Source organism: Flavivirga sp. 57AJ16 (assembly GCF_028736925.1).
In the GTDB taxonomy this organism is placed as follows: Bacteria; Bacteroidota; Bacteroidia; order Flavobacteriales; family Flavobacteriaceae; genus Flavivirga.
Window position 1 is genome coordinate 87,977 of sequence record NZ_JAQZAT010000014.1, and the last position, 24,817, is coordinate 112,793.

Below are 24,817 nucleotides of genomic sequence, written 5' to 3' on the forward strand. Positions count from 1 at the left end.
ACCAGTAAAAAATTACTTTTTATCGATTAAAATTACTTTTCGTCGGCTATTTTTGAAATGAAATGTATTTTTTGAAAGAATTCTCCTTCGTTTATTAAAGGAATCCCCAATTGATTTGCCTTATCTTTTTTACTAGGGCCCATATTACTACCTGCAACAATATAACTGGTCTTAGAAGAAATGGAACTACTTAACTTACCTCCGTTATCTTCAATGAGTTTTTTAAGTTCATTTCGGGACACACTTTCAAAAACACCAGAAACTACTATGACATCCCCGAGTAATATATTGGTTTGACCAACGAGCTGTTCGAGAGACAATTCTAATTGGACTCCAAAGTTCCGTAACCTATTGATTATATGCAAATTTATTTCTGAACTAAAAAACAGACTTACACTTTCCGCGATCTTAACCCCTATCTCATCAACATTTACCAAATCCTCTTGCGTAGCACTTGCTATGGCATCAATACTTTTATAATGCTTTGCCAACTTCTTAGCAACTGTTTCCCCTACATATCTAATTCCTAAAGCAAATAGAACACGCTCAAAAGGAATATTTTTAGACAACTCGATACCTTGAATCAAATTATCAGCACTTTTTTCCGCCATGCGTTCTAAAGGAACAATTTCTTCTTTAGTTAATTCATATAAATCCGAATAATTAGAAATCAAGCCTTTGTTCACTAAAAGCGCTACGGTCTCCCCTCCCAAACCTTCAATATCCATAGCCTTTCTCGATATAAAATGCTGAATTCTCCCTATTATCTGCGGATTGCAGCCATTATAATTAGGACAATAATGCTGCGCTTCTCCTTCTTGTCTTATAAGTGCTGTTTTACACTCTGGGCAATGAGCAATATATTGTGTTGGTTCTGATGCTATGTTTCGTTTACTTAAATCTACCCCCAGGATTTTTGGAATAATTTCCCCTCCTTTTTCAACATATACCTCATCTCCAACACGTATGTCCAATTTTTCTATTTGATCTGCATTATGCAAAGAGGCACGTTTTACAGTAGTTCCCGCTAATTCTACAGGTTCTAAATTAGCTACAGGCGTAATGGCTCCCGTACGGCCAACTTGATAGGTAATGCTGTTCAGTTTTGTCGATACTTGCTCCGCTTTGAACTTATAGGCCATGGCCCACCTTGGTGCTTTTGCAGTATAGCCTAATTCTTCTTGCTGATGTAAACTGTTTACTTTCACAACAACACCATCGGTCTCGTAAGGTAAATTGTGACGATTTACGTTCCAATAATCAACAAACTCCAGAACCTCATCAATAGAATTAACAAGTTTTGCTGCATCTGGTACTTTAAAGCCCCAGGCTCTTGCTTTTTCTAAACTTTCAAATTGCGTTTGAACACCTAAATTAGAGCCCATTATATTATAAAGCATGCATTCTAAAGGGCGCTTAGCCACCTCTGCACTATCTTGAAGCTTTAAACTTCCTGAAGCCGTGTTTCTTGGATTTCTATAAGGTTCTTCTCCAATTTCAATACGTTCTTCATTCATTTTTTTAAAACCATCAAAAGGCAATACAATTTCACCTCTTATATCAAACTTTGCTGGGTAATCGTCACCTTTCAACTGTAACGGTACCGATTTAATAGTTTTTATATTTGCTGTCACATTATCTCCCTGAAATCCGTCCCCTCTTGTAACTGCCTTGGTTAGACTACCATTTTCATAAGTTAAGCTAATAGATGCGCCATCATATTTTAATTCACAAGTATATTGGATCTCTCCATCCACCATTTTTTTAATACGGGTTTCCCAATCCTGCAAGTCTTCTTTAGAATAAGAATTATCTAAAGAATACATGCGATGCTCGTGTACAATCGTTTCAAAATTCTTAGTAACCTCTCCACCAACTCGTTGCGTAGGAGAATTAGCATCAAAAAACTCAGGATGTTTAGCTTCAAGTTCTTGAAGCTCCCGGAGCTTTATATCGAAATCATAATCTGATATTACAGGGCTATCAAGTACATAATAATTGTAGTTATGCTCTCTGAGTTCCGTTCTTAGTTCGTTAATTTTATTTTGAATACTACTCATTCGTTTTCTCTCCTTTTATCATTCTATCTTTTTTAAAGATATCTTGTTTTAGTTTTATATTATTGAAGTTGTGCCTTTTTAGTAATTGAATCATATCATTTCCTAAATACTCGTTTATTTCAAAAAATAATAAGCCTTTGTCTTTTAAATTACCCAGAGAAAACTGCGTAATAACCTCATAAAACAGCAACGGCTTTTCATCTTTTACGAATAGGGCCAAATGCGGTTCATTATCTATAACATTTGGTCTCATAAATGCTTTTTCTCGCTCACGGACATATGGTGGATTGGATACGATAATATCAAATTTCAAATTTTTAAAATCAGGACTCAAGGTCTCTGTATCCAGAATATCTGCTTCAATAAATTCAATAGCCACATCATTTAATTTAGCATTTTGCTCAGCTATTTTAAGTGCTTCCTTACTAATATCCAAAGCGTAAATTTTTGCCTTTGGCAAGCTCTTGGCCAAAGAAACGGCAATGCACCCGCTACCTGTGCCAATATCTAATATGTTATAGTTATTAACAGCTTGCTGCTTGCCCATAGCCTGTTTTAATACCCACTCTACCAATTCTTCTGTTTCTGGCCTAGGAATCAACACATGATTATTTACCTTAAAAGGCAATCCATAAAACTCCATGTTTCCTAATATATACTGTATAGGCTGTTCTTTTTTCAATAAACTTAAGGCCCCTAAAATAGCATCGTAATTCGCAACCTTATAATCCGGGCGTAAAGCCAATTGCATTCTAGTTACTGCGTAATAAGTCTCAATTAATATAAAAAAGAAGCTATCTATCTCTTCTTTTCCATAAATAGCTCCTAATTCTTTATGAAATATATCTTGAATATCTTTTAACCTCATACCTCCTTTATCATCCATACACCGCAAGCATAGTGCCCTGTACTTCCTAATGCTCCTTTTAAATGTTTAAAACCATAGCTTTCATAAATATGAACAGCTGCTTTAAGTTGAGGTGCAGATTCTAAATAACATTGTTTATATCCCAACTTTTTAGCTGCCCGCAAACAGGTCTCAAGCATCAATTTACCATACCCTTTCCCTCTTACTTTTGGCGAAAAATACATCTTCTGCATTTCACAAACCTCAGCACCAAAACCCTTTAAAGGCTTAAGCCCTCCGCCCCCTAAAACCTCCCCATTATTGTCAATCACATAGTAAATGTCATTGCTGTTTTGGTAAGACTCAAACATTATCGGGGTTTCTTTATCAGAATATGCCGTACCTTCTAAAGGTATTTTAAACTCATGGAAACAATTTCTAATAACTTGCTCAATTTGTTCATTATCTTCAGGCTGAATTTCTCGGATAACTATAGTATCTTTACTCACTTTAAAAAAGATGTGTTTTAGACAAGTGAAGATACTTAAATCTAAAAAAAACAGCATGAGGAATATCATTATTTTATCAACAATGTTATTTGTTTCCATGAGTTGCTCTGTGAACGAAAAACCAGAATTCTTATACGTTGAAAATATTAAAGTCCAAAAATCGGCCCCAAAGCATATAACTTTTACTGCCGATGCCTTTTTCACAAACCCAAATGACATAGGTGGCGAATTAAAAACCGATGAAATAAAGGTGTATATCAATAACAATGAAATGGCATCCTTATCTACCAAAAGTTTTAAAGTGCCTGCAAAAAAAGAATTTTCAATCCCACTAAAAACAAACATTCCAACCGATAGTATTTTCAGCAATAAAAACCTTGGCGGATTGCTCGGCAGCTTATTTAGCAAAAAAATCAAAGTACAATACAAAGGGGATATTATATATAAAGTTTTAGGTTTTTCGTATACTTATAGTATTGACAAGACGGAGGATGTGACACTTAAAATATAAGCCATTGGCCAACCACAAAACATACATAAAACGCTGTATAGAAATCGCTAAAAATGGTTTGGGTTCCACCAGCCCAAATCCGATGGTCGGCTCTGTTGTTGTTTATAACAATAAAATTATAGGAGAAGGCTACACAAGTCCTTATGGGGGCAATCATGCAGAGGTCAATGCTATAAATTCTGTCGCAAACAAATCTTTATTAAAAGAAGCCACTATCTATGTAACTTTAGAGCCTTGTTCGCATTTTGGAAAAACCCCCCCCTGTAGCGATCTTATTATTCATCATAAAATTCCAAACATAGTTATTGGCTGTATAGATGATAATGTAAAGGTTGCAGGCAAAGGCATTAAAAAACTTATAGATGCCAATTGCAATGTAACGGTGGGGGTTTTAGAAGCAGCGTGTAAAGAACACCATAAACGCTTTTTTACGTTTCACAACAAAAAACGCCCATATATTATCTTAAAATGGGCAGAAACCAATGACGGCTTTATAGCACCAAAAAACAGAAAAGAGCAAAAACCGGTTTGGATTACCAATAAGTATTCTAGACAATTAGTCCATAAATGGCGATCTGAGGAACAGGCCATTTTAGTTGGCACGAATACCGTTTTGCAGGACAACCCCAGCTTAACCGTTAGAGAATGGAAAGGCAAGCACCCTACTCGGGTTGTTATAGATAAAAGCCTAAAACTCCCTAAAAAACTTTCCATTTTTAATAATGAAGCTAAAACCATTGTAATGAGTGAAAATCTTATCGATTTTAATAAGAATATCCCTCAACAAATCTGCGCTGTTTTACATGAAAACGATATAACATCTGTCATTGTAGAGGGTGGCAGAAAAATGCTGCAAACCTTCATTGATGAAAACTTATGGGATGAAGCCAGGGTTTTTAAAGGACCTATTGAATTTAAGGAAGGGGTTTATGCTCCCAAATTTTCTGGTAAATTAATCTCTGAAGAAAAGATCATGTCCGATACTCTTAAAATTTACAAAAATGGTTAAAACTATTATTTTCGATTTCGGGAATGTATTTATCAATTTAGATATAGAAGGCGCCATAAAGCACACACTCAAAACTTTTAAAATCGAGTCATTTTCCAAGGAAATGATTGCCTTTAACGGTTTTTATGAACAGGGGCTCATTTCAACCGATACGTTTCTTGGGTTCTACACTAAAAACTTCCCGAAACTTTCAAATGATGAATTAATAGATGTTTGGAACTTTATGTTAAAGGACTTCCCGGTACATCGCCTAGATTTTTTAAAACGACTTAAATCAAATTCAAATTACAAACTTATACTATTAAGCAACACGAATAGCCTTCATATCAATTGGATTAAAAAACACATTCCTATTTATGAAGAATTTAAAAGCTGCTTTGATGCTTTCTATTTATCGCACGAAATTCATTTAAGAAAACCAAACCAAGACATTTTTGAATTTGTACTAAGCGAGAATAAACTAAATGCTAACGAATGCCTTTTTATCGATGACAATGCGGACAACATCAATACCGCAAAATCTTTAGGATTTAAAACATGGAACATCATCCCCAAAACAGAAGATGTAATCAATCTGTTAAAAACCAAACGTCATTTACTCTAATCCTTTTGGCTGAAAAAGATACATACAAAACGATCGAAACCGCATCTAAAGAAGTTTTATTTAAAGATAAAAACAGTAAATTTTTCGGGTATGCATTCCCTGTATTGAATGAAGATGATGTAAAACTTTATTTAGAAAAATTAAAAAAAGAACACCATACCGCAAGACATTGGTGCTATGCCTATCAATTAGGAACAGAAACCATTTCCTATCGAGCAAATGACGATGGAGAACCTAGTAATTCTGCGGGTATGCCTATTTATGGGCAAATACAATCTTTTGGAGTGACCAATATTTTAATTGTTGTGGTTCGATACTTTGGAGGCGTTAAATTAGGTGTTGGCGGCCTCATTAATGCTTATAAAACGACAGCGCAAATAGCATTGGAACATTCGAATGTCTTAGTAAAGACTATAAACACAGATTACCTGATTTCTTTTGACTACAAGAACATGAACAAAGTGATGCGTATTATTAAGGAAAAAAACTTAAAAATCACCAATCAGGTATTGGAAATGGATTGTAAAATCACTATTTCTGTAAGAAAAAAAGAGGCAGCATCTATTTTTGAAACCTTTAATCATCTCTTTGAAATTGACATTGAAGTGATTTAAGCTTTTTTTAGTGAAAGCGAAAAACAGTAATTTCCTCCCAGACGGCAAGCAAAAAAGGACATTTTACAGCCAATTATAAAAAGCCCAACCCCTCTTGAATAAACTAAAACACATAAACTTGTTCCGCACAGGTTAGCTCAGCACATAGTGAGGAATCAGCGAGCCACGGCCTAGGCAACATTCTTTTATCTATTTTAAATGCTTTACCTCGCAACTTTTCCCACACAATAATAAATTTAATCAGTTATAAGGTCTAAAAAATATTGCGGAGCCCTTACTGGCCTATTTGTTTTTATATCAATAAACACCAAAGTAGTATCAGCCGTTGTTAAAATTTCACCTTTATCATTGGTAATTTCATACTCAAATTCAATCTTAGCTGTAGGCTTGTTTTTTAGTTGAGTTTTTACATTAATTACATCATCATAACTAGCTGATTTTTTATAGTTTATATTTAAAGAAATTACTGGCAGCATGACACCATTTTCTTCCATTTTCTTGTAAGAAATTCCTAGTTTACGCAACCACTCTATCCTCCCCATTTCAAGGTATAATGCGTAATTCCCATGATAAACGACTCCCATCTGGTCAGTTTCACCATATCTTACTCTTATTTGTATTTCGTCGATTTTCATAAGGATTATTAAATATTTTTTCGTAGTTTCGACAAGAGCTTAAACATGGTGAAAAAATTCTAGAAATTCAATAGTAAATGATTTTTTTTTTAAGAATTTTGTTCACATCTTTGCCGTAGATAAACAGGGACAGTAGAGGATTCAGCCTCTCATTATTAATACTAACTAAAATTACCACACGAATCTAATGAGTATAACTGCGCAATCGGTATGGGATAATTGTCTAGAATTTATAAAAGATAATATTCAACCGCAAGCATATAAAACATGGTTTGAACCTATTATAGCAGTTAAACTTACAGATAACGCACTAAGCGTTCAAGTGCCCAGCAAATTCTTTTACGAATGGCTTGAAGAGCATTATGTGAAAATCCTAAAAGTATCGCTTACCAAGGAATTAGGTGAAAAAGCTAAACTTGTTTACATTATAAAAATGGAAAACACTTACGGCAACAAACAACCTTTCACCGAAAAAATTCCAAGCTCAAATAGAAGCTCAGTAAAATCACAAGACGTAGATATCCCTCTAAATAATAAAAATCCAGAATTAAGGAACCCCTTTGTCATTCCCGGTATTAGAAATGTTAAGATTGAATCTCAACTAAATCCTAATTACAGCTTTGAAAACTTTTTAGAAGGCGACTCTAATCGATTGGCTCGAAGTGCGGGATTAGCTGTGTCTGCCAAACCTGGTGGCACCTCTTTTAATCCCCTTTTAATTTTTGGAGGAGTCGGTCTGGGCAAAACACATTTGGCTCATGCCATTGGTGTTGATATAAAAGATAAACATCCAGAAAAAACCGTTTTATATATTTCCGCAGAGAAGTTTACACAACAATACATAGACGCCGTTAAGAAAAACAACAGAAATGATTTTATTCATTTTTATCAAATTATTGATGTATTAATAATTGATGATGTTCAATTCCTTTCCGGAAAAACAGGAACACAGGATGTTTTCTTCCATATCTTTAATCATTTACATCAAAATGGCAAGCAGGTTATTTTAACCAGCGACAAAGCACCAGTTGATATGCAGGATATCGAACAACGCTTATTATCTCGTTTCAAATGGGGACTTTCTGCCGAATTACAAACACCAGACTTCGAAACTAGAGTCTCTATACTTAAAAACAAATTATATCGCGATGGTGTAGAAATGCCTGAAGATATTATTGAATACGTCGCTAAAAATATTAAAACCAATGTTAGGGAATTAGAAGGCGCCATCATTTCATTAATTGCACAATCTTCATTCAACAAAAAAGAAATTACTATAGACTTGGCCAGAGTGATCGTTGAAAAATTTGTTAAGAACACAAAACGCGAGGTTTCAATAGATTATATACAAAAAGTAGTCTCCGATTATTTTCAAATGGATGTTGATACTTTACAATCCAAAACAAGAAAGCGCCACATTGTTCAAGCCCGTCAATTAGCTATGTTTTTTGCAAAAAAGTTCACTAAAGCATCCTTAGCAAGTATTGGTTCTCAAATAGGAAAGCGTGACCATGCAACTGTTTTACATGCTTGTAAAACAGTTGACAACCTATCTTCAACAGATAAACAATTTAGAAAATATGTTGAGGACATTACTAAAAAGCTTTCCGTTTAAAATTCAATTAAAATGACTAAAATTCTGATGGTATGTTTGGGGAACATTTGTCGTTCTCCCCTAGCCGAAGGTATTTTAAAATCTAAACTTTCAAACGATTTTTACGTAGATTCTGCTGGTACTGCCAATTACCATACGGGAAATTCCCCTGATAAGCGTTCTATCACAGTTGCCAGAAAATATGGATTGGATATTTCTCATTTAAAAGGTCGACAATTTAAAACTTCAGATTTTGATGCATTCGATTTAATTTATGTCATGGATGGTTCAAATTTTAAAGATGTTGTTTCCCTAGCTAGAAACGATCAGGACATCTCAAAAGTAAAATTTATTTTAAACGAAATTTATCCAAATCAAAACTATGATGTGCCCGATCCATACTATGGTGGGGATGATGGTTTTGAAAATGTTTACAAAATGTTAGATGAGGCTTGTGACGTCATTGCAAAATCCTTAAGCTAAATTATCCGCTTATGAATACAGTTAAAGGGAAATTATACCTAATCCCAACTACATTAGGCGACAATGAACCGTTAGAGGTTTTACCCATATCCGTAAAACGGATAATCGAACAAACCGATACGTTTATAGTTGAAAACGAAAAAACAGCTAGACGTTTTATAAAAAAAATAACGCCCAATAAACCACAACCATCTTTAAATATGTTTCATTTAAACAAATTTACTGATGTAAGTGAACTGCCCGGTTTTTTATCCCCGTGCTTAAACGGAACTAATATCGGACTTTTATCTGAAGCTGGATGTCCAGGTGTTGCAGATCCTGGTGCCGATATTGTAAAATTAGCACACCAAAAGAACATTAAAGTAGTGCCTTTAGTTGGTCCTTCGTCCATACTAATGGCAATAATGAGTTCTGGTATGAACGGGCAAAGTTTTGCTTTTAACGGTTATTTACCTATAGATAAAGGGGAACGAAGAAGCGAGATCAAGCGATTAGAAAGGCTTTCCTTTGAATACAATCAATCGCAATTATTTATAGAGACCCCATATAGAAACAACAAAATGTTGGAAGATTTGTGCCATACACTAGAAAAAAACACTGACATATCGGTCGCCTGTGACATTACCTTAAGCACGGAATTCATAAAAACACAAACTGCAAACGAATGGAAAAAAAATATGGTAGACCTACATAAGAGACCTACCATATTTATTATTCATAAAAGCTGATGTCTAAATAGCTTTTGCTTTCTTATTTGGTTTTACAAAAGAAGTATCATATCCAGAAAAACGCTTCATGTACTCTTGTACGGTAGTACCATAACCATCCGCAAAATTATCCAGCCCGTAACTTCTTAAATATTTTTTAACGTTTCCAGGACCTGCTAAATGTGCCGCAGCTAAAATACCCGACTCTGTGACTATAACTCCATTGATTCGTTTTCCAACAAAATTCTTAATATCACGTCTTAAAATCCATTTATTACGCTCTGCATTTGCAATGAAAGCACGCTCCTGAAGCTTAGGGCTCTTTAAAAATTGAGCAGAATTCTTAATACCGATCATTCTTAGCGTAGAGGCACCAAATTGATACTTACCTAAATAGCCAAATGTATTAACAGAAAAATAATTACCTCCAGACTCTTTAAAAGCTAGAGCTTCCTTAAATCCAACAAATGACTTACCTAAATAAGGAGAGAACGACTCGTTAGACGCTAATAGATTAAAGTCTTTACTTGTATTATCACGTACTGTATAATTTAAGTCCAATCCTTTTGTAGAATACTTACTTAAATCAACCGTTTCTTTAGATGAAAACGATACACTTAATATAAAACATATTGTAAGTGCTAGGGTAATAAAACTTGCAATATTCTTTACCATAATTTTAAATTTTTTCAGTGTATTTTAATGTAAAATACCCCTTGAAATTTCAGCGTGCAAAATTAGGCTTTTTTTTAATTATTTCAAAATTAATCGATTATGTGCATTTTTTAGTTGTAGAATAGATGAAATGCACACTTATTTTTATTGATTTCTAATGTAGGGAATGGTATCTTAACCATATTAAAAACGTCCAAAACCGACCTTAAAAATTTTGAATTTGTCCTAATCGCATTCAAATTTACATCAAAACTTAAATAGTATTGCCGTAGCCTGCGATTAGTTGTTAACACTTGATTGTCAATATCTTTAGATCCATAGAGCATACCATCCGCTCCATAACCCACTGCCAGGTTTAACCATTTTGGTATGTTACTTTCTTTAAAAAAAGCATGCAGATTGATACTTAACCAATAGGTCTGGCCATTATAGTCTTTTAATATGTGTTCCAAAAAATTTTCTCCTAACTTACTTGGGTTTAGATTGGCATACTTTGTTTGATGAAAAGAGTACTTTAAGGTCATTCTCTGTTCATTCCATAATAATTCTTGTCCAATATATAACCCCGTCCCTGCTCCATTGGCAGCAATATCTCCCCACGAAAAGCCCCATTCTTTGGAATAGCCATCTAAAACTTCTACAGCTGTTAAAAAACCAAAACCCAGAGTTGCCCCATATATTAATTGATCCTTTTTACTTACCCCACTCCAATTTAATAGTTGCGCACCATGCTTCCCCATCTGGTAAGATGTGAATACATGACCAACTTTATCCATTTGGAGCCATTCGCTATTATCGTTAACGGTATGAAACTTTGAACGGTCAAAATCTGCATACCAAAGTTGATTTAAGCCCAACAAGCTTAAAGCAGCAACAGAAACCTCTGCCATTACAACAGCTTGCTTTCTAGGGATATTAAGGGTGTCACTTGGTGTTAAAAAGGCATGTAATCTAGACTGTGAGTGAGAAAGCGAAGATAATAGCGTAAATAAAAGAATATGTTTTACAGCAAAAATCTTCACTATTTATTAATACCTTGGGATGACAAATAACGGTGATACTCTCTGGCATTTATATTATGTTGTGACAAAGTTTTAGCAAACTTGTGATAACCTAAACGCTTGGCATCTGCAACAAAATACAAGTATTTATGTGTCTCATGATTTAAAACAGCATCAATGGCCGAAATATCGGGCATAGCAATTAAACCGGGTGGCAATCCTGCATTTTTATATGTATTATAAGGTGATTCAATTTCCTTATGAACATTTAAAATACGTTTAATAATCGTGTTTTTATATTTAGGCAATTTATAAGCTGCAAATTTAAGCGTCGGGTCGGCCTGTAATGGCATGCCTATTTTTAATCTATTTATATAAACCCCGGCAATTCTAGGCTGCTCACTAGCTTGTTTAGACTCTTCATAAACTATAGAGGCTAAGGCTATAACTTCATCTTGGGACAAACCTATTGCTTTTGCTTTATTTTTTCTCGAATCATTCCAAAAACGATTATACTCTTTAAACATACGGCCTCTAAACGATTCTGCAGAAGTATTCCAGAAAAACTCATAACTGTTAGGCAAATACATTCCCAAAACTGTGGCTTCTTTAAAATCATTTTCGTCTAAAAACGATTGCTCTTTCATAGCCTTCAGTAAAGAAACGCTATCTGCTTCTATTTGCATGGCTATACGTCCCGCTAACTTTTCTAAAGTTTCCTGGTTGTTAAAAGAAACGTTAATTGGTAAGTTCTTACTACGAATGGAATTAATAATATCATTATTGGTCATGCCTTTTTTAATAGCATACCTCCCGGCCTTGATATTTGTTGTATATTTCTTTTGCTCAGCTAAATCGTCAAAAGAGTCAATATCGTCCAATAAGGGTATTAACTGATTTCTAACATCTTCATAAACTGCTTTAGTAGGGATAAAAACATAAGCTGTATCATTATTAAACGCCGTATTGGGCCTAAGCATCGCTTTATACACAAAATTTGCAAAAAATGCCGCAACCACCAATCCAATAATTACAATAGCAAGAAGTATCTTTTTTATATACATTTAATCTAAAAATTCTCCGACCCTTCGGTCGGGGTTTCCTATTCACCTCTCCTTTGGAGAGATCAGAATTGCCTTTTTGTCAATTCTGGGTGAGGTAAAATATAAAATTTCGATTTTTGACCTTGAGACCAAAACCCGTACCCAACTTCCTGCCTGCCGGCGAGGCAGGGATTGGATAAGAAACCGGGAAAATATCCTTATGGCTTGCCTCAGGGATAGTCGGTTTCAAGAAATTTTTTATTTATTTATAAGCTGAAATAAATATTCATTTTTATAGGAGCCATTAACACGGTTCCAATCCTTTTTAAGTCCAATTTTTTTAAATCCAAAATTTGTAAAAAGCTTTATGCTCGCCTCGTTTTCTTCAGAAATATTACAATACAACTGATGTAAGCCCAAATGGGCAAAACTATAATCTGTTAATAACCTGAGAGCCTCTTTACCATAACCTTTCCTTCTATTATTTGTTTCTTTAACCAAAATACCTATACCTGCTCTACCATTTTTAAAATCGAAATCAAACAAATCGATCATTCCCAAAGGTTCGTCTATATAACTCGAAATAACCAGTCGCAATTGTTTAACTTCAAAAATATCTTTATGCGCTTGTTCTAAATACTTCTTTATTAAGTACTTCGAATATGGTGCTATCGTATTGCTTATCTCCCAGACGGCCTCATCATTTTCAATAGTATGAACAAACTCTAAATCTTCAGGCTCTAAAGCGCGTAAGTATATATTTTCACCTTTTAAAGTAATCATACCGTTCCCTTAAAAACAAGTTTGGCAGGTCCCATAAGCCATACATTTTTGTATACACCATTTTCAACTTCAAAAGACACTTGTAATTCCCCACCTTGCACTTGAAGTGTAATCAGGTTATCTTTGGTTTCATCAATAGCATGCATTGCCAAAGCAACAGCAGTAACTCCTGTACCACATGACAATGTTTCATCTTCTACGCCTCGCTCATACGTCCTAACCCTAAAAATTTTAGGATTTACTTTCTTAACAAAATTCACATTACTACCCGTTTCATTATACGGCGAACCATATCTTATTTTTGCGCCTTTTGTTTTTATATCAAATGTTTCTATCTCATTTTCAAATTGTACATGATGTGGTGATCCTGTATCCAAAAAAACATGGTTTTCATGCTTTTCAATCGTATCGACATCCTGCATCTGAAGTCTTACAATATCCCCATCAATAATCGCGTGGTGTACCCCATCAATCGCTTCAAAAGTCGTTTTATTCTTTATAACACCTAATTGTTTAGCAAATGCTACCAAGCAACGCCCTCCATTACCGCACATAGAACTTTCGTTTCCATCGGCATTATAGTAAACCATTTTAAAGTCTAAATCATCATGGTTTTCTAATAGAATAAGACCATCAGCCCCTATGCCAAAACGTCTGTCGCACAAGGCTTCAACAAGTTTGGTATTATTTTTGTCAAAAGTTTGTTGACGATTATCAATCATCACAAAATCATTTCCTGTTCCTTGATATTTATAAAAAGTCTGTTGCATAATAAAGCACAAAGATATAAATAAAGAATTTCTTAAAACGAGCAATATTATAATACAAAAGTTAAAATAATCTTGCCTCCCGTTTTTGGCTTTTTAATTTAAAATCGAAATTCTTTATTTAGTTTTTTGTTTTTACTATAACATGTTCAGTACAAACGTGGGAACAGCTAGTCTCAAGGGCATTCTATGAGTTTACCTCGCAGAATACTCTTTATAATTAATGGTGTTTTTTGATTGTTAAATAGTCGTTAAAATTGGCGTTAAAAATCGTTAAAACGAGATGAGCCATTCAATAAATATTTAATTTTAATCGTTAAATCGTTAGTAAATTGTAATTAAACTTAAAATTCATGAAAAAGATTTTATCATTAGTACTGGTTTCGGCATTAGGTGGCGTTTTAACTCTTGGTGCTTATAAACTTTTTTTAGAAAAAGAAAATAAAAATGTCGTAGTGGCCACGGCAGATTCCAACCCAACGTTTTTGCCCACTAATAATATTAGTGGTCCATTAAAAGCTTACGAAACATCAGATTTTACAACAGCTGCAGAAAACACGGTCCATGCCGTGGTACACGTAAAAAATGTGACGATCAGCTCTGGACAAATGACTTTTGAAGATTTATTTTTTGGAAGACGTCAACAACGTGCCCAATTAGGAACAGGTTCTGGGGTTATAATCAATGCAGATGGTTATATTATAACTAATAATCACGTCATTAAAAATGCCCATGAACTATCGGTGACTTTGAACAATAATAAAACATATGAAGCTAAACTCATTGGTACAGACCAAAAAACCGATATAGCCCTTTTGAAAATTGATGCAGATGAAGCATTGCCTTTTGTGACATTTGGAGATTCGGATGAAGCTAAAATTGGTGAGTGGGTACTTGCCGTTGGTAATCCTTTTAATTTAACATCGACTGTTACTGCGGGGATTATTAGTGCCAAAGCCAGGGATCTATCTGGAAACAGTTCACAATCATTCATTCAAACTGATGCTGCTGTAAATCCAGGAAATTCAGGTGGCGCCCTAGTGAATACAAACGGAGAACTTATTGGAATCAATACCGCCATAACTTCCCAAACAGGTTCTTATATTGGGTATTCCTTTGCGGTACCAAGCAATATTGCGCGTAAAGTTATTGAAGATATCATGGAGTATGGTAATGTACAAAATGGGGTTTTAGGAGTTTCAATACTTAATAAAGCTTCAAAAGAAGCCATTGAGCTAGGAATTAATGAGATTGAAGGCGTATATGTTAGTGAAGTCATAAAAAACTCTGGTGCAGAAAAAGCAGGTATAAAAAAAGGTGATATTATTAAGAAGTTGGACAATATAAAAATTTCTAATTTTCCAGAATTGTCAGGATATATAAAAACCAAAAGACCAAATGATATTGTAAATGTTGAATTGCTTAGAGATAATAAATTGAAATCATTTTCAGTGTCATTAACAAAAACGGCCATTTTCTCTGTCAATTTTATGAAAATGGAATTGCAAGATCTATCAGATTCATTTAAGGAAAAATACAATATCGATTATGGTGTTATGGTGAAGAACACAAAAAACCAATGGTTATATTCAAATTTAGGTATTTCTGAAGGCTATATTATCACTGGAATAAATGATACTAAAATTGAAACCATTGAAGATATTTCTAAATTAAAAGAAAAATATGGAGATGATATTCTAGAAAATATTAAAAAGTTAGAATATATAAATACAAGAAAGGAAAAAAAAGAAGTCATTTTTAAATAGAACTCATTTAGACTTTTTGGATTTAAGCGAAAATTAGAAGTTTTTATCTCAGTTGAAGTCTTTTTTGAGTTGCATAGCAGAGCTGCGGAAGGAAAAAAAGACAAAAAAAGAGCTGAAAACAGCAATTTTTTAGCAAATTGAAAAAGTCTAAATGAATTCAATAAAACCCTTTCCTTAAAAATAGTTTTCAATCCCATCAAAAACTAAATTTTTTGATGGGATTATTTTTTTGTAAAAATACGCTACGAAAACGTTTGAAATATGATACTTTTGCAAAAAATTTATTTAAACCAAACTATTTTACAATGTCTTTTAACAAAACTTATGAAAATGAGTTAGCCTTTCAAGCAGATCGTCGAAGAGCTACCGTTGAATTTATTAAAATTATAAGTGACCTTTGGTACGACAAGTCTATTGAATTAGTAATTTTCAGAAACCAACTTATCGATAGAAATGTCAGTCAAATTTTAAACTTACACGAATATGCCTGTAAATTTGTACAAAAACCCATCTCTATTTTTGATTCAGTAGAAATTGCTCAAGCTATTAAAACGCTTGATATTCCTCCTGCAAAATTGGATATCGGAAAACTTACCTACGAATTTCATTTAGAGGAAAACAAGCATAGTAATGCCACCGCTTTTGTTATTAGAAAATTAAAAGACGCCCGTAAAAATGGTGATATCCTTCCTAAAAATGTAGTACTTTATGGTTTTGGTAGAATTGGACGCCTAGTAGCTCGTGAAATCATGGCCCGAACCGGAAAAGGCAGTCAGCTACGCTTAAGAGCCATAGTAACTCGTGGGGCTATTGATGAAAAAACACTTGAAAAACGTGCCTCTTTACTACGTAATGATTCGGTTCATGGTGATTTTTCAGGCACCGTTTCCGTAGATGCAAAAAACAATGCCTTAATTATAAACGGAACTACCGTAAATATTATTTCTGCGGATGCTCCAGAAGATATCGATTATACCAAGTATAAAATAAACAATGCATTGGTTATTGATAATACAGGGGCTTTTAGAGATAAGGAAGCCTTAAGTAGGCATTTAAAATCAAAAGGTATTGATAAAGTATTATTAACAGCGCCCGGGAAAGAAGTTCCTAACATCGTTTATGGGGTAAACCATTCAGAACATAATCCGGATAAAGTTAATATTTTCTCTGCGGCCTCTTGTACTACCAATGCGATCACACCTGTTTTAAAAGCTATTGAAGATTCATTTGGCATAAAATCAGGTCATTTAGAAACCATTCACGCTTACACAAACGACCAGAATTTAGTGGATAATTTCCATAAGAAATACCGTCGCGGCCGTGCGGCAGGTTTAAATATGGTCATTACAGAAACTGGAGCAGGCAGTGCTGTTGCAAAAGCCTTACCAAGTTTGGAAGGGAAACTAACATCCAACGCCATTCGTGTTCCTGTACCTAATGGCTCTTTAGCTATTCTAAACTTAGAGTTAAAAACGAAAACATCCTTAAATAGCATTCATACTATTTTAAAGAAATATGCTTTAGAAGGCGATTTAGTCGAACAAATTAAATTCGAACTTAGCGACGAATTGGTATCTAGCGATATTATTGGAAGTTCCGCGCCCTCAATTTATGATAGCAAAGCAACTATTGTACGTAAAGATGGTAAAAATGCCATCTTATATATATGGTACGATAATGAATATGGATATAGCCACCAAGTAATAAGATTGGCAAAATATATAGCCAAAGTAAGACGTTATACCTATTATTAATATAGAGCATCTAAATTTAAATTTAAATCGTATATAAATTAGCCTCATTTTATGAGGCTTTTTCTTTATTTATAATCGTATAATAAACAATATTTTATAACTTCGTAAACTATTTAAATAAATCATAAATGAATTCCATAAAACAACGCGCTCTCTTAATTTTACTTCTCTTATTCTCATTACTTACTTTTTCACAAACAAAAAATGAAAAAGACAACCTTTCTTTAAATAGCGGTACCATAGATAACCAATTTGATTTTGTTATACAAAAATCCTATACTTATAAAGGAAGTGGTAAAATATACAAAAATGTAGAGCGTCATTGGTTATACACATTAAAAGCTCATACACTTGATTCTTTAAAGGCTGTACATAAAGAACTTGCAAACACCAGGTTGGTTGTTAAAAACCAAGGCAAAGAGATTTCAGATTTAAAACAAAACCTTAACAATACACAAAATAATTTAGAGAAAACCAATACAGAGAAAAACAATATGGCACTATTTGGTATGCAAATGAGCAAATCAAGCTACAATGTGCTTATGTGGACTATTATTGCCAGTTTATTAGCATTACTTATCTTATTTATTTATAAATTTAAAAACAGTAACGCTATTACCAAAGGTGCTAAACACGCGCTTGCAGAAATTGAAGAAGAGTTTGAAGAACACCGAAAAACAGCTTTAGAGCGTGAACAAAAAGTAAGACGTCAATTACAGGACGAAATAAACAAACAAAAAGGATTATAAACACATCCGAATACAAATTTAAAAATCTGTAATTTCACATTACAGATTTTTTCTTTGCAATTCTTAAAACGAGGAAATGCGCATAGATATTATTACTGTTTTACCAGAATTACTCAAAAGCCCTTTTGAAGCCTCTATATTGAAACGTGCTATTGAAGCTGATTTAGTAGAAGTACACTTTCATAATTTACGAGATTATACTACAGATAATTATAAATCTATTGATGACACACAATTTGGTGGTGGGGCAGGTATGGTCATGATGGTAGAACCCATTGATAAGTGTATTTCTGCCTTAAAAGCGGAAAGGGATTATGACGAGATTATTTATATGACACCAGATGGTGAAACTTTAAAACAAGGCATAGCGAACCAAATATCCTTAAAAGAGAATATCATTATTTTATGCGGGCACTATAAAGGTGTAGACCAACGTGTACGTGATCATATTATAACTAAAGAGGTTTCTATTGGCGATTACGTATTATCAGGTGGCGAATTAGGAGCTGCTGTACTATGTGATGCCGTCATACGATTAATTCCAGGTGTATTGGGAAATGAGACTTCTGCCCTAACCGACTCCTTTCAAGATAATTTATTAGCACCACCTATTTATACCAAACCTCGAGACTACAAAGGTTGGAAAGTCCCAGAATTGTTATTTAGCGGAAACCTCCCTGAAATAGAAAAATGGCGAGAAGAACAGGCTTACCAACGTACTAAAGAGAAACGCCCGGATTTATTAGATAACCTATAAACAACAAATAATTATGAGTGAACTTACAAATGACTATATGATTTATTTTAGCATTGCAACGGTATTTAATAGTATAGCACATTTAATGGCAATAATTGCTAGTATTATCCTAGTAACCAAAGTAAAAAAAACGGGAACTTACCTTATGTTATTGGGATCAATTCTAAAAATAATAATGGTGATCTTAAACATTGCTTTACCCATCCTAACCAGAACATCAGAGAGTTTGTTAAGCCTACAAGGAGGTCTTTCTATTTTAACAAGCTTATCTGTATTCATTTTTGCTCTTGGATTCATATTGTATGCAACCCAATTGGTAAAACAAAACCCATCTTAACTTTTGGTCCTAATAAAAAAAGCTGGGTAAACAAAAAACTTTTAACTTATTACTTATAACTTATAACTTTTTATTTATCTTTGCAGCCAATTTCGGGTTAACCTCTGGCGAGAATCGTGAATGTTGTTCTGAATTAATTATAATTAAATTTAAAGATATGGAATCTTTAGTAAAATTTGTACAAGACGAATTTGTAACAAGAAAAGATTTACCAGAATTTTCAGCTGGAGATACAATTACCGTTTATTACGAAATTAAAGAAGGAAGTAAAACAAGAACTCAGTTTTTTAGAGGTGTAGTTATACAAAGAAGAGGATCTGGAACATCAGAAACTTTTACCATCAGAAAAATGTCTGGGTCTATTGGGGTTGAACGTATTTTCCCAATTAACTTACCTGCATTACAAAAAATAGAAGTTAACAAACGTGGTCAAGTACGTAGAGCAAGAATCTACTACTTTAGAGGTCTTACTGGTAAAAAAGCCAGAATTAAAGAAAGCAGACACTAGTAACTTATTATTGCAAAGCAATTATTTAAAAGCTTCGGTTTATACCGGAGCTTTTTTTATTAACAAAAGTTCATAAGTATGGTTTATAAGTCGTTGATATTTAAAGCCTTGAAAAATTTGTTTTTTTGATTTCTGGTTTTATCTTAGCTAAAGAAATAATAACAACCTTGGTTGGTTTCATGGTAACATGGATTTATATTATAATCTAAATAAGGTAACGTTCTTTATTATAATTGTTTTTTGAGGTTTTGTAGTGCCACGTGTATGCGTGAGCGAGCTAAAAACCATGACATTACAAGAAGTCCTAAATGTGAAAGCAGTTAGCAACTGGTGTAATTGAAAGCTTAAAAAGCAACAGAAACGAAAGTGTATGTTGTGTCATGAGAGCAATGCTTTAAACAAGCTTAACGTGAAAACGAAAAGTGCAGTTAATAGCATCAAGAAAAACGATTAACAGAAACATGCTTAGTGATAGGTCAATGCATATTGAAAATTGCTAACTTGTTTCGTTGAAATAATAGCACTTGAATTGAAAAGGTTTAAATGCAAGTTTAAACTGATTTAGTAGCAATACTAATTAGATCACGTTATGTTATTTCAAAGAAAGCCATGTCAGAGGAGATTAAATTTTTCCGTGATATGGCTTTTGTTATTTTACAACTACAATACCTGTTTTTTATTAAATCCTTACTCATCAAAAGTATTTTTACTTTTCTGTTAAATCTATTTACCTTAAATTGCTTTTCATACAATATTTGAACATTTTTAAGAGTGCATTTTTGTATATTCGCAAGGCTAAAAACGAGTCTACTTTTACCTATGTTTTTAGTTTTATAATAATTCAAAAAAAAGACACCAATGTCCAAAATTATTTATACGAAAACAGATGAAGCGCCAGCTTTGGCAACACGTTCATTTTTACCTATTGTAAAAACATTTATTGAATCTTCAGGGATCAATATCGAAACTAAAGATATTTCTTTAGCTGCTAGAATTTTAGCCGTTTTTCCTGATTTTTTAAATGAAGACCAACGTGTTTCAGACGATCTAGCATTTCTTGGTGAATTGGCTAAAAAACCAGAAGCAAATATTATAAAATTACCAAATATTAGTGCGTCTATCCCACAATTAAAAGGTGCCATAAAAGAATTGCAGTCACTAGGTTTTGGTATCCCTAATTATCCAGACAACCCAGGAAACGATTCTGAAAAAGACATTAAATCTCGTTACGATAAAATTAAGGGTAGCGCTGTAAACCCAATACTTCGTGAAGGAAATTCAGATAGACGTGCTCCAAAAGCTGTAAAGAATTACGCTAAAAAGAACCCGCATTCTATGGGCGTATGGTCCAGTGATTCTAAAACACATGTTGCAACCATGCCATCTGGAGATTTTGCCCATAATGAAAAATCGGTAACCTTACCAGAAGCTACAAGTGTAAAAATAGTACATACAGACAATAATGGGACGACGACTATTTTAAAAGATAGCTTTGCTTTATTAAAAGGGGAAATAATTGATGCGACAGTTATGAGCAAAAAGGCACTTGTTACATTTTTAGATGAACAAGTGGCTGATGCAAGAAAGAATGATTTGCTCTTTTCTTTACATATGAAAGGAACTATGATGAAGGTTAGTGATCCTATTATATTTGGTCATGCCGTAAAATCATACTACAAAGATATATTTGAAAAACATGGCGACATTATAAAAGATTTAGAAGTTAATGTAAATTCCGGTATTAGTAACCTCTTAAGTAAAATTGAAGAACTTCCAGATGCTAAACGCAAGGAAATAGAAGCTGATATTGATGCTGTTTACCAAAACGGCCCTGCCATTGCCATGGTAAATAGTGATAAAGGTATTACAAATCTACATGTCCCAAGTGATGTTATTATTGATGCCTCTATGCCAGCAATGATTCGTACATCTGGTCAAATGTGGAATGCCCATGGTAAGCTTCAAGATACTAAAGCTGTTATTCCAGACAGTAGTTATGCAGGAGTGTATGCAGCAACTATAGATTTTTGTAAAGAGCATGGTGCTTTTGATCCAGCTACAATGGGAACTGTTCCTAATGTTGGGCTTATGGCTCAAAAAGCTGAAGAGTATGGCTCTCACGATAAAACTTTTGAAATAGAGTCTGAAGGAACTGTACGTGTTATTGATGCCTCAGAAAATATATTATTAGAGCATACTGTAGAAAAAGGCGATATCTGGAGAATGTGCCAAACAAAAGATGCTCCTATTCAAGATTGGGTAAAATTAGCAGTAGCTCGAGCAAGAGCCTCACAAACGCCTACTGTTTTCTGGTTAAACGAAAACAGAGCACACGATGCCCAATTAATTAAAAAAGTAAATCATTATTTAAAAGACCACGATACTAACGGATTGGATTTAAGAATCTTATCTCCTGTTGATGCTACTATCTTTACTTGCAAAAGAATTATAGAAGGAAAAGATACCATTTCTGTATCTGGTAATGTATTACGTGATTATTTAACAGATTTATTCCCCATATTAGAAGTAGGTACAAGCGCTAAAATGTTATCAATAGTCCCATTAATGAATGGCGGTGGTTTATTTGAAACCGGTGCCGGTGGTTCTGCACCAAAACACGTACAACAGTTATTAGAAGAAAATCATTTACGTTGGGATTCTTTAGGTGAATTTTTAGCTTTAGCTGTCTCCCTAGAGCATTTTAGTGAAGTTAATAATAACGTGAAAGCAAAAATTTTGGGAGAAACGTTAGATGATGCTACCGAAAAATTATTAGAAAACAAAAAAGGCCCTTCCAGAAAAGCTGGCGAATTGGATAATAGAGGAAGCCACTTTTATTTAGCTATGTATTGGGCGCAAGAATTAGCGAATCAAACAAAAGACAATGATTTAAAGGCAGAATTCGCTCCTATTGCAAAAAAATTAGCAGATAATGAAACTGCCATTGTAAAAGAGCTAAACGATATTCAAGGAAGCCCGGTTGATATAGGTGGTTATTATGAACCCAACGAAACACTTATAAATCAAGTCATGAGACCGAGTAAAACATTAAATACTATTTTGAATAACTAAATAATTTAAAATACTTTTAATATCAAGGGGATGAATTCTTTGGATTTTAACTTAGAATTCATCCTCTTTTATATTTCTATAAAAATAAAAGTTTGGCAATGTTCTTTATGTCTAAAACTGAAGATTAATTCATACTTTTGAATCATGAGTTTTACCAAAACAACAGAACAGGATTCCAATTACGATCATCTAGAAAAGATGTCTATCAATGAGCTATTAAGCAGTATTAATAACGAAGATAAAACAGTACCTCTAGCTGTTGAAAAAGCACTGCCACAAATAGAGAAACTAATAGAAAGGATCGTAGAAAAATTAAAATTAGGCGGACGACTGTTTTATATTGGAGCTGGTACTAGTGGTCGTTTAGGTATTCTAGATGCATCAGAGTGCCCTCCTACTTTTGGGGTTTCTTTCGACCTAGTAATTGGCCTTATTGCTGGTGGAGACGTAGCTATAAGAAAAGCTGTAGAGTTTGCTGAAGATTCGCTAACCCAAGGATGGGAAGATCTTCAAAAATATAATGTAAATTCAAACGATGTCGTTGTAGGCATTGCTGCTTCTGGCACAACACCATATGTCATAGCTGCTCTAAAATCATGTAATAAAAATGACATTGTTACAGGGTGCATTACATGCAATCATAATAGTCCTTTATCTCAAACAGCACAATTCCCCATAGAAGTTATAGTAGGTCCAGAATTTGTTACTGGTAGCTCTAGAATGAAAGCTGGCACAGCTCAAAAGTTAATTCTTAATATGATAACAACCTCCACGATGATCCAATTGGGACACATAAAAGGGAATAAAATGGTTGACATGCAATTAAGCAATAACAAACTAGTAAATAGAGGAGTTAAAATGATTATGAGCGAATTAAAAGTCTCAGAAAAAGAAGCACAGCTATTATTAACAAAATATGGTAGTGTGCGCTCAGCTATTAAAAATTATAACCGTGGAAACTAAAAAAACAAATAAGGAGGTTCTTGTAAAAGGGTTAAAAATAATGGGAATGTCTTTAGGGGGCATGTTTTTAGGTCCACTACTCATTCATGTAGCTTTTAGTAACCAAGAAAAGCCTTTGTACATACCTATTCTTGTCGTTTCTATTATTATTTGTGGATTAGCTGTATATTTAGCATTTAAAGGCCTAAGGACTATATTAGATAGCATGTTTAAAAAATAATCTAATACGTGCGCTCTTTGGGAGTCGTTGGATTATAACCAAAATCACTGTCATTGATCACAATACCTAATCTATCCAAAATATAATTTATTATAGCATAATGGTGTATTGTATGACTGTTAGCTTGAGAGAGCAAAGCTGATAAAGTGTATGGCATTTTAATCTTTCCAAGACCTAAATCATCTGTTACTTGAATTGTTCTATTAAGATCTCCTTCTAAATTTCTAAGGCTACCCTTTAAGCTCTGTAAATAGTCTTTCGCAGAATGACAGCAAGTTTCAATTTTATTATCTCGTTTTCTTGCTGTTAAATCAACACGATCCCTTTTCATATTTATAATACAATCATAAAAATCTAAAATATGTCTTAGATGGGAGCCTATACTTGAATTATAAGGAGGCACAGATTGATTACTTAATATAGCATCGTCCAACTTATCAAGCAAATATTGAGATTTTTGTAATGTATTGAGGGTCGATTTAATAATGATGTCCATGGATACTAAAATAGTTAAATAAACTCTAATAAAGAATCATTTTCCTTTAGTCTTTGAAGTATCACTTCCTTACATAGATCTCCTTTAAACTTTTTGGATGATAGTGAGAATTAATAATTTCCTGCTTACTTGCCGACAGCTATTTTTCATTTGAAGGCTATTTTGATTTGTATAGCAGCGCTACAGAAGGAAAAGAAGGTAAAAATCAGGTGTAAAAAGGATATTTTTAGCCCATTTAAAAAGTTTAGGCGGGCTCAAAATAGAGCAAAAAAAATCCCGGTCCAAATAAAGGACCGGGATCAAGAAAGGCAACGACCTACTCTCCCGCAAATGCAGTACCATCGGCGCTAATG

26 protein-coding genes are annotated in these 24,817 nt (G+C 33.8%); 16 read left to right on the forward strand and 10 right to left on the reverse strand.

Annotated elements, in window-relative coordinates; all coding sequences use genetic code 11:
- Positions 1 to 32 precede the first annotated feature (32 nt).
- The 3 genes from ligA to PQO00_RS15580 are packed head-to-tail and all read right to left on the reverse strand — an operon-like array spanning position 33 to position 3,416.
- A complete protein-coding gene (ligA, locus tag PQO00_RS15570) occupies positions 33 to 2,060 on the reverse strand; it encodes an NAD-dependent DNA ligase LigA (RefSeq protein ID WP_274185782.1) in 2,028 nt (675 codons plus the stop codon).
- Complete coding sequence (gene prmC / locus PQO00_RS15575; protein WP_274185783.1) at positions 2,053 to 2,946, reverse strand: peptide chain release factor N(5)-glutamine methyltransferase; 894 nt, start codon at positions 2,944 to 2,946, stop codon at positions 2,053 to 2,055. Before prmC ends, ligA begins: the two co-directional genes overlap by 8 nt.
- Positions 2,925 to 3,416, reverse strand: a complete 492-nt coding sequence (locus PQO00_RS15580; protein WP_274185784.1) for a GNAT family N-acetyltransferase — start codon at positions 3,414 to 3,416, stop codon at positions 2,925 to 2,927. Before PQO00_RS15580 ends, prmC begins: the two co-directional genes overlap by 22 nt.
- A gap of 55 nt (positions 3,417 to 3,471) precedes the next feature.
- Between PQO00_RS15580 and PQO00_RS15585 the strand changes: the two genes are divergently transcribed.
- The 4 genes from PQO00_RS15585 to PQO00_RS15600 are packed head-to-tail and all read left to right on the forward strand — an operon-like array spanning position 3,472 to position 6,154.
- Positions 3,472 to 3,927: a hypothetical protein gene (locus PQO00_RS15585; protein WP_274185785.1), complete on the forward strand. Its 456-nt coding sequence runs from the start codon at positions 3,472 to 3,474 to the stop codon at positions 3,925 to 3,927.
- A 4-nt stretch (positions 3,928 to 3,931) separates the two neighbouring features.
- Positions 3,932 to 4,936: a bifunctional diaminohydroxyphosphoribosylaminopyrimidine deaminase/5-amino-6-(5-phosphoribosylamino)uracil reductase RibD gene (gene ribD, locus PQO00_RS15590; protein ID WP_274185786.1), complete on the forward strand. Its 1,005-nt coding sequence runs from the start codon at positions 3,932 to 3,934 to the stop codon at positions 4,934 to 4,936.
- On the forward strand, positions 4,929 to 5,540 hold the full coding sequence (locus tag PQO00_RS15595; protein ID WP_274185787.1) for an HAD family phosphatase: 612 nt from the start codon (positions 4,929 to 4,931) through the stop codon (positions 5,538 to 5,540). The genes ribD and PQO00_RS15595 overlap by 8 nt, the downstream gene beginning before the upstream one ends.
- Positions 5,541 to 5,545: 5 nt before the next feature.
- Complete coding sequence (locus PQO00_RS15600) at positions 5,546 to 6,154, forward strand: YigZ family protein (protein WP_274185808.1); 609 nt, start codon at positions 5,546 to 5,548, stop codon at positions 6,152 to 6,154.
- Positions 6,155 to 6,390: 236 nt separating this feature from the next.
- On the opposite strand, the gene PQO00_RS15605 is transcribed toward PQO00_RS15600, so the two are convergent.
- Complete coding sequence (locus PQO00_RS15605) at positions 6,391 to 6,789, reverse strand: thioesterase family protein (RefSeq protein ID WP_274185788.1); 399 nt, start codon at positions 6,787 to 6,789, stop codon at positions 6,391 to 6,393.
- A gap of 187 nt (positions 6,790 to 6,976) precedes the next feature.
- On the opposite strand from PQO00_RS15605, the gene dnaA reads away from it, so the two are divergent.
- From dnaA to PQO00_RS15620, 3 genes are read left to right on the forward strand one after another with little or no spacing between them, the layout of a single operon-like run.
- Entirely contained in the window at positions 6,977 to 8,404 is a 1,428-nt protein-coding gene (dnaA, locus tag PQO00_RS15610; RefSeq protein WP_274185789.1) for a chromosomal replication initiator protein DnaA, read from the forward strand.
- Between the two features lie 12 nt (positions 8,405 to 8,416).
- The gene (locus tag PQO00_RS15615) at positions 8,417 to 8,866 is read left to right on the forward strand and encodes a low molecular weight protein-tyrosine-phosphatase (protein WP_274185790.1); all 450 of its coding nucleotides are present in this window, start codon (positions 8,417 to 8,419) and stop codon (positions 8,864 to 8,866) included.
- 11 nt (positions 8,867 to 8,877) lie between these two features.
- On the forward strand, positions 8,878 to 9,594 hold the full coding sequence (locus tag PQO00_RS15620; RefSeq protein ID WP_274185791.1) for an SAM-dependent methyltransferase: 717 nt from the start codon (positions 8,878 to 8,880) through the stop codon (positions 9,592 to 9,594).
- Positions 9,595 to 9,597: 3 nt separating this feature from the next.
- On the opposite strand, the gene PQO00_RS15625 is transcribed toward PQO00_RS15620, so the two are convergent.
- The 5 genes from PQO00_RS15625 to dapF all read right to left on the reverse strand — a co-directional run bounded on the left by PQO00_RS15625 (position 9,598) and on the right by dapF (position 13,845).
- Entirely contained in the window at positions 9,598 to 10,248 is a 651-nt protein-coding gene (locus tag PQO00_RS15625) for a peptidoglycan-binding protein LysM (protein ID WP_274185792.1), read from the reverse strand.
- Positions 10,249 to 10,358: 110 nt separating this feature from the next.
- Positions 10,359 to 11,264 carry a DUF2279 domain-containing protein gene (locus PQO00_RS15630; RefSeq protein ID WP_274185809.1) on the reverse strand — a complete coding sequence of 302 codons (906 nt, stop codon included), beginning with the start codon at positions 11,262 to 11,264 and terminating at the stop codon, positions 10,359 to 10,361.
- A 5-nt stretch (positions 11,265 to 11,269) separates the two neighbouring features.
- The gene (gene mltG / locus PQO00_RS15635) at positions 11,270 to 12,313 is read right to left on the reverse strand and encodes an endolytic transglycosylase MltG (protein ID WP_274185793.1); all 1,044 of its coding nucleotides are present in this window, start codon (positions 12,311 to 12,313) and stop codon (positions 11,270 to 11,272) included.
- Positions 12,314 to 12,550: 237 nt separating this feature from the next.
- Complete coding sequence (locus PQO00_RS15640) at positions 12,551 to 13,075, reverse strand: GNAT family N-acetyltransferase (RefSeq protein ID WP_274185794.1); 525 nt, start codon at positions 13,073 to 13,075, stop codon at positions 12,551 to 12,553.
- Positions 13,072 to 13,845, reverse strand: coding sequence for a diaminopimelate epimerase (gene dapF, locus PQO00_RS15645; protein WP_274185795.1), 774 nt, complete (start codon positions 13,843 to 13,845; stop codon positions 13,072 to 13,074). Before dapF ends, PQO00_RS15640 begins: the two co-directional genes overlap by 4 nt.
- A gap of 350 nt (positions 13,846 to 14,195) precedes the next feature.
- Between dapF and PQO00_RS15650 the strand changes: the two genes are divergently transcribed.
- From PQO00_RS15650 to PQO00_RS15690, 9 genes are all read left to right on the forward strand, one after another.
- Positions 14,196 to 15,608, forward strand: coding sequence for a trypsin-like peptidase domain-containing protein (locus tag PQO00_RS15650; protein ID WP_274185796.1), 1,413 nt, complete (start codon positions 14,196 to 14,198; stop codon positions 15,606 to 15,608).
- Between the two features lie 305 nt (positions 15,609 to 15,913).
- Positions 15,914 to 17,362: a glyceraldehyde-3-phosphate dehydrogenase gene (locus PQO00_RS15655; protein WP_274185797.1), complete on the forward strand. Its 1,449-nt coding sequence runs from the start codon at positions 15,914 to 15,916 to the stop codon at positions 17,360 to 17,362.
- A gap of 128 nt (positions 17,363 to 17,490) precedes the next feature.
- The gene (locus tag PQO00_RS15660) at positions 17,491 to 18,111 is read left to right on the forward strand and encodes a tRNA (guanine-N1)-methyltransferase (RefSeq protein WP_274185798.1); all 621 of its coding nucleotides are present in this window, start codon (positions 17,491 to 17,493) and stop codon (positions 18,109 to 18,111) included.
- A gap of 76 nt (positions 18,112 to 18,187) precedes the next feature.
- On the forward strand, positions 18,188 to 18,868 hold the full coding sequence (trmD, locus tag PQO00_RS15665) for a tRNA (guanosine(37)-N1)-methyltransferase TrmD (protein WP_274185799.1): 681 nt from the start codon (positions 18,188 to 18,190) through the stop codon (positions 18,866 to 18,868).
- Between the two features lie 13 nt (positions 18,869 to 18,881).
- A complete protein-coding gene (locus PQO00_RS15670; RefSeq protein WP_274185800.1) occupies positions 18,882 to 19,205 on the forward strand; it encodes a hypothetical protein in 324 nt (107 codons plus the stop codon).
- Positions 19,206 to 19,362: 157 nt separating this feature from the next.
- Positions 19,363 to 19,713 (forward strand): 50S ribosomal protein L19, encoded by a 351-nt coding sequence (rplS, locus tag PQO00_RS15675; protein WP_274185801.1) that lies wholly within the window; start codon positions 19,363 to 19,365, stop codon positions 19,711 to 19,713.
- An 858-nt stretch (positions 19,714 to 20,571) separates the two neighbouring features.
- Positions 20,572 to 22,785: an NADP-dependent isocitrate dehydrogenase gene (locus PQO00_RS15680; RefSeq protein WP_274185802.1), complete on the forward strand. Its 2,214-nt coding sequence runs from the start codon at positions 20,572 to 20,574 to the stop codon at positions 22,783 to 22,785.
- A gap of 144 nt (positions 22,786 to 22,929) precedes the next feature.
- The gene (gene murQ / locus PQO00_RS15685; protein WP_274185803.1) at positions 22,930 to 23,748 is read left to right on the forward strand and encodes an N-acetylmuramic acid 6-phosphate etherase; all 819 of its coding nucleotides are present in this window, start codon (positions 22,930 to 22,932) and stop codon (positions 23,746 to 23,748) included.
- Positions 23,738 to 23,968: a DUF6095 family protein gene (locus tag PQO00_RS15690; protein ID WP_274185804.1), complete on the forward strand. Its 231-nt coding sequence runs from the start codon at positions 23,738 to 23,740 to the stop codon at positions 23,966 to 23,968. Before murQ ends, PQO00_RS15690 begins: the two co-directional genes overlap by 11 nt.
- Before the next feature lies 1 nt (position 23,969).
- On the opposite strand, the gene PQO00_RS15695 is transcribed toward PQO00_RS15690, so the two are convergent.
- On the reverse strand, positions 23,970 to 24,464 hold the full coding sequence (locus PQO00_RS15695; protein ID WP_274185805.1) for a hypothetical protein: 495 nt from the start codon (positions 24,462 to 24,464) through the stop codon (positions 23,970 to 23,972).
- Positions 24,465 to 24,817 lie beyond the last annotated feature (353 nt).